An 11093-nucleotide genomic window follows, 5' to 3' on the forward strand; every position below is an offset into this window, starting at 1 on the left:
CATGATCAAGGCGGCGCCTTCGGCTGTCGCGCAGTCGTTCCTGACGGTGCAGGTGGGCGAGGAGCGCTTTGCCCTCCCGGCTTCCGACGTGGCCGAGGTGATCCGCCGCCCGGCCCTGACCCGTGTGCCGCTTGGGCCATCGAGCCTTCTCGGAGTTGCCAACCTACGGGGCGCGGTCATGCCGGTGGTGTCGCTGCACAGCCTCCTCGGAGGCAAAGGCAGCCCCTCCTCGAACGCACGTGTGGTCGTGATTGATCGCGGCGCTCCCGTAGGTCTCGTGATCGACAGGGTGGCATCCCTGGGTGCTGTCACCGACGGCACTGCCTCTGGGGCAGAAGAGGGCGACGCCGGAGGGAGCAGCGCACCCGCGCGTCTGATCGATCTGGATGCGCTGCTGTCCCGGGACTTCGGCAGCTTCGCCCGTCGAACGCAGCAGAGGCGTGTCTCGGCTCCGCATGAGGGGCATACGCAGGATGCGGCAGCCCACGACGAGGTCGCCCTGGTCTGCTTCGCGGTTGCAGGGCAGGATTTCGCGCTTCCGCTCGCTTCCGTTCACGAGGTGGTGGCGCTTCCGGATGAAGTCGTAACGGTCCCGCGGGCCGACGCCGTTTCCCTCGGCGTCATGCCCCTGCGCGGATCGCTTCTGCCGCTGGTTTCGCTCCGCAGGCTCCTCGGGCTGCGCGAAAGTGGCTCAAGGGAGGGCAAATCCCGTGCGGTCGTGGCCCGGGTCGGGGGCGGGCTGGTGGGGCTCGTCACCGATGGCATGCGGGAGATCCTCCGCATCCCCGCCAGCGCGATCGACCCTGTCCCGGCAATCCTGACGCGCAGTGATGCGGAGGCTCAGATACAGGGCATCTGCCGACTGGAGGGCGGGCAACGGCTGGTTTCGGTCCTGTCGACGGAACGGCTGTTCCGCGATCAGGCCCTGGTCGAGCAGATCAGGCCGCAAGAGGAGAAAGACCACGAGATGGGCACGGTCGAAGGGTCTTCCAACGGTGATGAGCAGTTCATCGTCTTCCAGTTGGGCGGAGAGGAGTATGGTCTGCCCATCACGTCCGTCGAAGAGGTGGTGCGCGTTCCCGAAACGCTGACGCGGCTGCCCAAGGCCCCTGCTTTCATCGAAGGAGTCATGAACCTGCGCGGTCGGGTGGTTCCGGTTATCGACCAGCGGCGGCGCTTCAACTTCGAGGGGCGGGGAGGGCGAAGGCGGGAACGGGTCGTGGTCGTCAGGATCGACCACATGCAGGCCGGTTTCGTCGTCGACACCGTGTCCGAGGTTCTCAAGATCCCCCACAACCAGCTTCGCCCAACTCCCGATCTGGCGGCGGACGGCAGCCAGGTGATCGACCGCATCGCCAATATCGAGGTCGAGGGGCGAATGATCCTCCTGCTCAACCCGCGCGAACTCCTGGACAGGGCGGAGAAGGATCTGCTCGCGGCGATGGGCGACGGCCATCCGGAGCAGCCCAATTCGTGATCCGATTGCTCATCGTCGATGACTCACCCCTGATGCGCCGTCTCCTCGGCCGTGTCTTTGCCGCCGAAGGCGACTTCGAGGTCGGTTATGCCCGCAACGGTGTGGAGGCCCTGGAGCAACTTGCCCTGTTCGAGCCGGACGTCATCACGCTCGACATCCACATGCCTGAGATGGATGGGCTCGCCTGCCTCGACCGGATCATGCTGGAGCGCCCATGTCCGGTGGTGATGGTGTCGTCGCTGACGGAGGCGGGCGCGAGCGTGACCCTGGAAGCCTTCCAGCTCGGCGCCGTCGATTTCATCACGAAGCCCGAGCGGGCGGTTTCCCTGGAGATCGACACGCTCGCGCCCCGGCTCGTCGAGAAGGTTCGCGCTGCATCTCAAGCCCGCTTGCCCGGTAGCCTGAGACTGGCCGAACGGGTCCGGCTGCGAAGCGGCTTGAGCGGAGCGGCGCCTGCTGCGGCGCGAAGGCGTGCTCCTGCTCCTGCTCCGCCACCGCGGCGGCGGGTCAAGGCGGCGCCGGCACAGGGCCTTCTGCTGATCGGCACATCGACGGGAGGTCCACCGGCACTGGATGCTCTGTTGTCTCGACTGCCGGCCGACTTTCCATGGCCCGTCGTGGTGGCGCAGCACATGCCGGGCTCCTTCACCGGGCCACTCTCCCGGCGGCTGGACAGGCTTTGCGCCCTCACCGTCACGGAAGTCACCCACCCGATGCCGCTCTCGCCGGGCAACGTCTATATCGGCAAGGGCGATGCGGACGTGATCATCGGCGTTCGTCCTGATGGTCCCATTGTGATGGCCGCTCCCTCGCTGCCTGAGCATCGCTGGCATCCGAGCGTCGACCGTATGGTTGACACTGCCATGCAGCATATCGCACCGGAGAGGCTGATCGGCGTGCTGATGACAGGAATGGGCAGCGATGGTGCCGAGGCCATGACCCGACTCCGGGATCGGGGAGGGCGAACCATTGCCGAGTCCGAGGAGAGCGCTGTCGTGTGGGGCATGCCCGGCGAGCTGGTTCGACGCGGTGGCGCGCAAGTCGTCGCCCCCCTGGAGCAGATTGCGGACCGAATCCTGGACATGGTGGGGCATTCATGACCAGGCCGCCCCGCTCGCCTGACAAAGCTGCCACACCGGGAAAGGCGCCCGTGCTCGCCGCGGACGACGTCCGCCGCCTGGGTGAGCTTCTCTACCGCCGCACCGGAATGATCTTCGGGGAAAACAAGCGCTATTTCATCGAAAGGCGGGTCGCGGACCGGATGTCTGCCACCGGAATGCGCTCGTTTCTGGCCTACCTCTCCCACATCGAATCTAATGAAAGCGAGGTCGAGCACCTGATCAACGTCTTCACGGTCAATGAGACCTATTTCTACCGTGAGGAGCATCAGCTGCGCTGCCTGGGGCGCTCGCTCCTGCCGAGCATCGTGGAGAACAGAGAGCCCGGCGATCTCGTGCGGATCTGGTCCGTGCCATGCTCGACGGGTGAGGAGCCCTACTCCATCGCCATCTGGCTGCTCGAGAACTGGCCCATGGTGGACGCCTATCATATCGAGATCGTCGGATCCGACATCGATACGCGGGTCCTCCTGGAGGCAAAGGCCGCGGACTATGGCGAGCGTGCCCTTTCACGCCTGCCTTCCGATGTGGTCGAGCGTTATTTCGACCCGCCCCGTGGCGGGCAGCGCAGGCTGATCCAGGACCTGCGGGAATCGGTGAAGTTCACGCCGGCCAATCTGGTGGATGCGGCGTCTGTCGCGGCCCAGGGCCGGTTCGACGTCATCTTCTGCCGAAACGTCCTTATCTATTTCGATGATGCTTCCCGCCTCCGGGCGGCCAACAACCTCTACGACTCGTTGAATTCGGGAGGCTATATCTGCCTCGGCCATACGGAATCGATGACCCGCATTTCAAAGAGGTTCGACCTGTGCCGCTTCGAGGACGCGATCGTCTATCGACGGCCGGGGAGGGAACGCGATGGATGATCTTCTCCAGCACTTCATCGTCGAGGCGCGCGAACTGATCCAGCAGGCCGCGGACGACCTCATGGCTCTGGAGAGCGACCCGACCTCGGGGATGCATGTGGACAGTGCCTTCCGGGCCGTTCACACCCTCAAAGGATCGGTGGGCCTGTTCGACCTCGCGCCCATGGGGCTAGCGCTCCACGCCGCGGAGGATCTCCTGGGTGGGCTCAGGGAAGGGCGGGGGACGGTCGATGGGGATGTGGTCGATGCTCTCCTGGAATGCATCGGCCAGACGGAGCGCTGGGTCAGCGCAATCGAACAGACAGGGCAGCTGCCGGCCGACGCCGCGGAGGAGGGATACCGTCTGGCACGGGCGCTCCGCTCGCAGTTCGAACAGAGACCCGCAAGCACAACTGCCGAGGTCCCGGAGGCCAACCTTCCCTGGATCGAGGAGTTGATGGCCTCGAGCCATGGTCCAGATGTGTCCAAGGCGGAGAATGGTGCGCTGGTTGCACTGCGGTATACCCCCCGGCCCGATTGCTTCTTCGCTGGCGACGACCCGATCGCGCTGTTGCGCTCGGTCCCGAAACTTCTGGCCGTTCGGCTCTCGAACAGGGATCCATGGCCGCCTGCGGCTAAAATCGATCCCTTCTCGTGCAACCTCAGGATCGAGGCCCTCTCAGGTGCCGGGCTCGATGCCGTGAAGGCGGTTTTCCGCTTCGTTCCGGACCAGGTGGTGCTCCATGAGGTCGCCCGTGCCACGGCGCCCCATTCTGGCGAAGCGAGCCCTGACGACGGCTCTGCAGGCCCCTCGGCGGGCGCAGCCGGAGGAGCGAGCTCGCGGATGCTTCGCGTCGATGCGGCGCGGATTGACCGCTTGGCGGATCTCGTCGGCGAAATGGTCGTTGCGAAGAATGCTCTGGCGCATCTGGCCGGACAGGCTGGCGAGGGAATGCACCGGAAGGATGTCGCTCAAGGCCTCGTGGCGAGCCAGGCCGTCATCGACCGCCTCGTGGCAGAGATGCACAGGGCGGTCATGGATGTTCGCATGATGCCCATGCGGGATATCTTCCGGCGTTTTCCGCGGGCTGTCCGTGACACAGCAGGTCAGCTGGGCAAGGCCATCGAGTTCTCGATGGACGGGGAAGATGTGGAGGCGGACAAGTCCGTGGTCGAGGGTCTGTTCGAGCCCTTGCTCCACGTGCTCAGGAACGCCGTGGCCCATGGTGCCGAACCGGAGAGCGTTCGTCTCGATGCGGGAAAGCCGATCGAGACCAAGATCATGCTCCGGGCGCGACGCGAGGGAGACCGGGTAGCGGTCGAGGTCGAGGATGACGGCCGTGGCATCGATCCGGACGCGATCCGGCAGGTGGCGCGTGAACGCGGCGTGGCTTCGGGCGACCAGCTCGAGCGCATGAGCGATGCCGAGGCCATGGAGTTGATCTTCGCGCCGGGTTTCTCCACCGCATCGGAGGTGACGGACCTGTCGGGGCGCGGGGTTGGCATGGATGCCGTTCGCTCCGCAGTCGAGAAGCTGGGCGGTCAAGCCAGCGTCACGAGCCGGCAGGGCCAGGGCACGACGATCCGCTTTTCCCTGCCGCTGACCATCGTCATGACAAGGGTGATGGCGGTCAGGGTCGGCCGCGAGCTCTACGGCATTCCCCTCGATGGGGTTGTCGAGACGGCTGTCGTGCCAACCACGCGCGTTCTTCCTGTCCGGGATGCCGAGGCCTTCGTTCTGCGGGACAGGACGCTTCCCCTGGTCAGGCTCGCCGACCTTCTGGAGATCCCTCGTTCGGAAGAGCCGGGTCCTGGCATGAAGGTCGTGGTGATGGCGGTGGGTGACGAAATGGTCGGGGTTGCCGTCGATGGGTTTGCCGAGAGAATGGACGTTCTCATGCGGCCCATGACCGGCATTCTGGCAGGTATGCCGGGGGTCGTGGGCACAACCCTGCTCGGAGATGGCCGCGTTCTCATGATCCTGGACGTGCCGGAGTTGATCGGATGACCGTACGCTTGGACGGCAACATCATCGTTCTGGAAGGACAATGCCGCGTCGAGGACGCAGAACCGCTGCTGGGCTGGCTTCAGGCGGATGAAGGCCGTACCGTCGACCTGACGGACGCCGAACACCTCCACGCAGCCGTTCTTCAGGTCCTGCTGGCCTTGAAGCCGCCTCTCAGAGGGGCCGGCAAGGACGCCTTCATCCGGGACTGGATTGCCCCCGCTCTGACGAACGCGCGCCCTCCCGACATGGTGCCGCAGGGAGGCTGAACGGTTGTCATTCTCACCGCATACCCTAAAAGAGCGGATATACTTTCCCCATCAGCCGAGCCGGTCGTCCCGGGCAGCCTATCCTTGGCGGAGTACCTGAGTGGCAACAACTGTTCTGATCGTCGACGACAGCAAGCTGGCCCGCATTGTCGCAGGCAAGGCCTTGGCTGCCCTGCAGCCTGAATGGGAGCGGATCGAGGCCGGCAATGCACAGGATGCGCTTGAAATCCTGCGTGAGAGGAAGATCGACCTAGCCATGATCGACTTCAACATGCCGGACAAGGACGGGCTCGAACTGGCTGCCGAGGTCCGTTCCGCTCACCCAACCATGCCGATTGCGGTCATCACGGCCAACATCCAGGACGAGGTGATCGCCCGGGCCCGCGAGGTCAATGCTACGTTCGTCAGCAAGCCTCTGACGGAGGAGGGGCTGAGGGGATTCATCTCCGGGGCGGCCCTGCGCCTGCGGTCGAGCGGCGCGTGACCACAATGGCGCTCGACATCGATCTGACAGACCTCGAGCGCGATGCTCTGACAGAACTCGTCAATATCGGCGTCAGCCGGGCAGCATCGAGCCTGCGCAAGATGATCGGCGAGGAAGTGCTCCTCTCCGTGCCATCCATCGAGATCATGGACCCGCAGGATGCGGCCCGCCTGATCGGGGAGCGCGAGACGGACGAACTCGTCGCAATCCAGCAGCAATTCGAGGGGGCGTTTTCAGGACGAGCCCTGCTGATTTTTCCCGAAACGACGAGCCTGGATTTGGTTCGCGCCATCATCGGCGATGATATCCCTCCCGATCAGATCGCCGAGATGGAGCAGGAGGCGCTGGCCGAGACAGGCAACGTGATCCTGAACGGCTGCCTGGCCACCATGGCGAACATGCTGAAGCGCTCCCTCAACATTTCCCTGCCGGAGGTGGTCCGTGGCGATGGGGCGCGCCTGTTCACGCTCACGCAGGAGCGCGCGGACAACGGGCTGGTACTTTTTCTGTACATCAACTTCTCCGTGCGCAACAAAGACATCCGGGGCTATATTGCGATGCTCATGGATCTTCCATCGCTTGCCGCCTTGAAGGAGCTCATCGCAAGCTTCATCGAGCGGGTTATCGGAGACGAGGCTTAGGCCATGGCGCCCGACAAGAACCCGACAACCAAGACTTGGCAGGTATGACCGCCCGAACCCTTTCCCATGAAACGGTCGCGCAGACCGTCAAGGTGGCGGCTGATGAACTGCGTCGAGTGGCTGGTCCGATCTTCTCGGCGCTGGAGCGGTCGGGCTTGCCGATGGTCGCAACGAACCCGCGGCTGCACGACAATCCCATCGTGTTCGTGAACGGTGCTTTTTGCCGAACGACAGGATACGCATCTGAGGAGGTCGTCGGCCGTAACTGCCGGTTTCTCCAGGCCCCGGAAGCGAGTGAGGATGCGCTCCTTCAAATTCGCGAGGCGATCGGAAACGGGCGCGCCATCTCGATCGAAATTCTGAATCAGCGCAAGGACGGAGTTCGTTTCTGGAACCATCTCTTCATTACACCGGTGAATGACGAGAACGGAAAGCCCCTTTTCTTTCTCTCGACTCAGGTCGATGTCACCCAGGCCCACCAGGCAGAGGAGATGCAGGCGACACTCCGGGCCAGTCAGAAGGAGCTCGACCAAACCAACGAGCGGCTTCGGCTGACCTTGACCGTTGCGGGAACCGGAGGTTCCTGGGATTGGGACATTCCCAACCGGCGCTTTACCGCCGATGCGCGTTTCGCTGCGCTCCACGGACTGGATCCAGTGGCGGCTGCAAGAGGTCTGCCCGCGCAGGATTTCTTCGCAGCCATTCATCCTGAGGACCGCCTCAGGATCCGCCTCGCCGTTGCGGGTATCCTCAACGGAGCGGAGATCTTTTCCAAGGAGTACCGGCTTCTCACTCCCGACGGTTCCGTGCGTTGGGTTCATGCGCGGGGGCGCTGTCTTTTCGGCAATGACGACCAGCCGCTGAAATTTACCGGCGTCCTCATCGACATCACCGATCAGAAGCACGTCGAAGAGCGTCTGCGCGTGGCGCAAAGTGCCGGAGGCGTCGGAACGTTTGAATACGTCGAGGGCTTTGCCACTGTCAGCGTTTCGGACGAGTTCTGCCGTCTGCTCGGACTCCATCCGACCAATACTCTCCCGATCCGCACTATCAATGCACGGGTCGTACCGGGAGATCCCGCCATCGTCGCACAGGCGCCGGGATCGGAGGGAGCCACCTATGTGGAGTGCCGGATACAGCGCGCGGATAACAAGGAAACCCGCTGGCTGGCTCGAAGAGGAGAGTATGTCCGCGACACGGAAACGGCGGGTCTGCGTTTCATCGGCGTCATCTACGACATCACTGCCGCGAAGCAGTCCGAAGAGAGATTGCGGGAGCTGAACGAAAGGCTGGAGAGCCGCGTCGAGGAGCGGACGCGTGAGCGCGACAGACTCTGGAGCCTTTCGAGCGACCTCTTCAGCGTCTGCGACGCCCATGGCTATCTGAAGGCCGTCAACCCGGCATGGACGGACCTGCTCGGCTACCGGGAGGATGAGGTCGTCGGCACCCGTTTCGTAACCTGGATCCATCCGGAGGATCAGGTCTTGAGCGATCATCTGCTGACGGCTTTCCAGCGAGGGCAGCCGCTCAAGGATTTTGATGTTCGCATTCGGACAAAGGATGGAGCCGATCACTGGATCAGTTGGACCTTCGCCCCCGCGGGCGATGTGTTCTACAGCGTCGGCCGCGACGTCACGCAACGCAAGCATCTGGAAGCGCAACTCCGGCAAAGCCAGAAGATGGAGGCGATCGGCCAATTGACAGGCGGCATCGCCCACGACTTCAACAACCTCCTGACGGGCATTGTCGGCTCCCTCGACCTCCTGCAGACACGCATGGCACAGGGCCGGATGGAGAACCTCGACCGCTATACCAAGGCGGCAACGGCATCGGCCAACCGAGCTGCCGCGTTGACCCACCGCCTTCTCGCCTTCGCGCGGCGTCAGCCTCTCGATCCGAAGCCCGTCGACGTCAATCGGCTGGTCATGTCCATGGAGGAGCTTCTTCGGAGAACCTCCTCCGAAGCGATCGAACTCAGGATCGTGACGTCCGAGGACCTGCCACTGACTCTGTGCGACCCGAACCAGCTTGAAAGCGCCATTCTCAATCTCGCGATCAATGCCCGCGATGCTATGCCTGAGGGCGGCAAGCTCGTTATCGAGACTGCAATGTCGGGCCCGGATGGGGCCAATGAGGCCGATCGGCAGGAAATCGCTTCCGGTCGGTATGTGACCATCTCCGTGACCGACACGGGAACCGGCATGCCTCCCGACGTCATGGCTCAGGCCTTCGACCCATTCTTCACGACCAAGCCGATGGGAGAAGGAACAGGCCTCGGCCTTTCCATGGTCTACGGCTTCGCCAAGCAGTCCGAGGGCCATGTTCGGATCCATAGCGCTGTCGGCAGGGGCACGACCGTGAAGATCTATCTTCCGTCCTATGAGGGCGAGATCACGGAAGCTGTTGCTGCACCGGGGCTGAGTGCGGCTCACCGGGCGGAAGCCGGTGAGGCTGTCCTGGTGGTCGAGGACGAGCCGATTGTTCGGTCGCTGATCCTGGAGGTCTTGGCCGACCTGGGCTATCAGGCTCTCGAGGCGGTGGATGGTCCGTCTGGCCTCAAAATGCTGGAATCCAAGCAGCGGGTTGATCTGCTCGTAACCGATGTCGGCCTGCCGGGATTGAACGGACGGCAGTTGGCCGACCATGCGCGCCTGACCAGACCTGGTCTCAAGGTCCTCTTCATCACGGGCTATGCCGAGCAGGCAGCGATGGCGTCAGGGTTCCTGGAGCCGGGCATGGAGATGATCACGAAGCCGTTTGCCGTTGACGAACTGGCAGCCCGGATCCGCGACATCATAGAGCGGGGCTGGCAAGGCTCATCCAGGTGAGGATCGTCTGATCGGGAACCCGGAGAGGAAAACCGGTCCCGCCTATTCCCCAGGAGCGGTTTGCTGGGGTGAAATGCTCCTGACCGCGGAGCGATGTTAACGGAAGTTAATGAGCCGGTCCGCCCGGGTTCATCTTCCGTCATATAAAACCGTTCCATCAAGCGTTTCGGCATGGCGCGACCTGAAGCAACCGCCCGGGGCAAAGCGCTCGGAGGGGAGTGCGGCGTCAGTGTCGGGATGGGCCGTTTGCCAAGCCTTGATGTTGGGGCATTCGCCCCCCACTTGTAAGACAACGGGGTCCGGGACCCTCTGACAGCCCCACGAGGGCTGTGATGTCGGACTCTCTCACCTGAGAAGCACCTTGGCGGCTTCGCATCTGGGAGACCATGATGACGTCTTATACCTACGCTCCTGCCCTCAACGGAACGGTATCGCTTCGTGCCGATGACGCACGAGCACGGCTCGACGCCCTGGCTAAATTCCTCGACAGCGCCATTCGCTTGCCGGGCACCAACATCAGGTTCGGCGCCGACGCGCTCCTGAACCTCTTCCCCGGCGTCGGCACCCTGACTTCGAAGGGCATGTCGGCCTATCTTATCTGGGAGGCGAGGCGCCTCGGCGTGCCGCCCGCGCTTCTCCTGCGCATGGCGGGTCATGTCGGCGTCGACTTCGTTATCAGTGCAATTCCGCTCGTCGGCTGGGTCGGCGACGTGTTCTATCGGTCCAACCTGCGCAACATGGCGCTTCTGCGTAAGCACCTTGACCAGGCGCATCCAAGCTCGAGATCCTAGAGCCGTCGATGCAGTCAATATCTCTGTATCGGCACCTGCCCTGGCGGCCAGCTTCCTGTTTTAGCGTTCAGAAAGCAATTATATGAACAATCCGAACACCACACCTCGTTTCGGCAATCTTGCGATTGTTGCTGTGGTCCTGAGCCTGATTACGCTGTTCTACATCCAGAACACGGCCGGACCGCAGCCCAATCAATTGTCCTACACGGCCTTCGTCAGTGCGGTCGAGCAGGGAGAGATTCGCTCCGTTACGATCCAGGGGCAGAACGTCGTTGCCGAGCGCAACGCGGGCGGTACGGTCACGACCTATGCGCCGCCGGGTGCCGATCTCATCGGACAGCTCCAGCAGAAGAATGTCGAGATCAAAGCTGAGCCGCCGCCGCAGCCCAGCCTTCTCGGCAGTCTGCTGCTGTCGCTCCTGCCTTTCGCCCTGATGATCGGCATCGTGTTCTGGATGGCCCGGCGGGCCATGAACAAGCAGGGCGGCGGCGGCGGTATGCTCTCGATGGGCAAGTCGAAGGCGAAGCTTCTGACGGAGGCGCATGGCCGTGTGACGTTTGAGGACGTGGCGGGCATCGACGAGGCCAAGGAGGACCTTCAGGAGGTGGTGGAGTTTCTGCGCGATCCGCAGAAGT

The 11093-nt window shown here is 63.4% G+C and carries 10 protein-coding genes; all 10 read left to right on the forward strand.

Annotated elements, in window-relative coordinates; genetic code table 11:
• Position 1 precedes the first annotated feature (1 nt).
• Positions 2-1477 (forward strand): chemotaxis protein CheW, encoded by a 1476-nt coding sequence (locus tag ACFOYU_RS10525; protein WP_377033481.1) that lies wholly within the window; start codon positions 2-4, stop codon positions 1475-1477.
• Positions 1474-2577, forward strand: a complete 1104-nt coding sequence (cheB, locus tag ACFOYU_RS10530) for a chemotaxis-specific protein-glutamate methyltransferase CheB (RefSeq protein WP_377033482.1) — start codon at positions 1474-1476, stop codon at positions 2575-2577. The genes ACFOYU_RS10525 and cheB overlap by 4 nt, the downstream gene beginning before the upstream one ends.
• Positions 2574-3461: a CheR family methyltransferase gene (locus ACFOYU_RS10535; protein WP_377033483.1), complete on the forward strand. Its 888-nt coding sequence runs from the start codon at positions 2574-2576 to the stop codon at positions 3459-3461. Before cheB ends, ACFOYU_RS10535 begins: the two co-directional genes overlap by 4 nt.
• Positions 3454-5448 (forward strand): chemotaxis protein CheA, encoded by a 1995-nt coding sequence (locus tag ACFOYU_RS10540; protein ID WP_377033484.1) that lies wholly within the window; start codon positions 3454-3456, stop codon positions 5446-5448. Before ACFOYU_RS10535 ends, ACFOYU_RS10540 begins: the two co-directional genes overlap by 8 nt.
• Entirely contained in the window at positions 5445-5714 is a 270-nt protein-coding gene (locus ACFOYU_RS10545) for a hypothetical protein (protein ID WP_226742229.1), read from the forward strand. Before ACFOYU_RS10540 ends, ACFOYU_RS10545 begins: the two co-directional genes overlap by 4 nt.
• A 100-nt stretch (positions 5715-5814) precedes the next feature.
• The gene (locus ACFOYU_RS10550) at positions 5815-6198 is read left to right on the forward strand and encodes a response regulator transcription factor (RefSeq protein ID WP_226742230.1); all 384 of its coding nucleotides are present in this window, start codon (positions 5815-5817) and stop codon (positions 6196-6198) included.
• A gap of 5 nt (positions 6199-6203) precedes the next feature.
• Positions 6204-6839: a chemotaxis protein CheX gene (locus tag ACFOYU_RS10555; RefSeq protein ID WP_226742240.1), complete on the forward strand. Its 636-nt coding sequence runs from the start codon at positions 6204-6206 to the stop codon at positions 6837-6839.
• Positions 6840-6883: 44 nt separating this feature from the next.
• Positions 6884-9667 (forward strand): PAS domain S-box protein, encoded by a 2784-nt coding sequence (locus ACFOYU_RS10560; RefSeq protein WP_377033485.1) that lies wholly within the window; start codon positions 6884-6886, stop codon positions 9665-9667.
• A 386-nt stretch (positions 9668-10053) separates the two neighbouring features.
• Complete coding sequence (locus ACFOYU_RS10565; protein ID WP_377033486.1) at positions 10054-10458, forward strand: DUF4112 domain-containing protein; 405 nt, start codon at positions 10054-10056, stop codon at positions 10456-10458.
• Between the two features lie 82 nt (positions 10459-10540).
• Positions 10541-11093: ATP-dependent metallopeptidase FtsH/Yme1/Tma family protein (locus tag ACFOYU_RS10570; RefSeq protein ID WP_377033487.1), on the forward strand; the 553-nt coding region annotated here is incomplete at its 3' end.

Source organism: Microvirga sp. GCM10011540, from assembly GCF_042650665.1.
GTDB lineage: Bacteria > Pseudomonadota > Alphaproteobacteria > Rhizobiales > Beijerinckiaceae > Microvirga > Microvirga lenta.

Coding starts and splice junctions, on each gene's coding strand:
- ACFOYU_RS10540 (WP_377033484.1), top strand. CDS start 3,454: ATGGATGATCTTCTCCAGCACTTCATCGTCGAGGCGCGCGAACTGATC.
- ACFOYU_RS10560 (WP_377033485.1), top strand. CDS start 6,884: ATGACCGCCCGAACCCTTTCCCATGAAACGGTCGCGCAGACCGTCAAG.
- ACFOYU_RS10565 (WP_377033486.1), top strand. CDS start 10,054: ATGATGACGTCTTATACCTACGCTCCTGCCCTCAACGGAACGGTATCG.
- ACFOYU_RS10535 (WP_377033483.1), top strand. CDS start 2,574: ATGACCAGGCCGCCCCGCTCGCCTGACAAAGCTGCCACACCGGGAAAG.
- ACFOYU_RS10545 (WP_226742229.1), top strand. CDS start 5,445: ATGACCGTACGCTTGGACGGCAACATCATCGTTCTGGAAGGACAATGC.
- ACFOYU_RS10555 (WP_226742240.1), top strand. CDS start 6,204: ATGGCGCTCGACATCGATCTGACAGACCTCGAGCGCGATGCTCTGACA.
- ACFOYU_RS10525 (WP_377033481.1), top strand. CDS start 2: ATGATCAAGGCGGCGCCTTCGGCTGTCGCGCAGTCGTTCCTGACGGTG.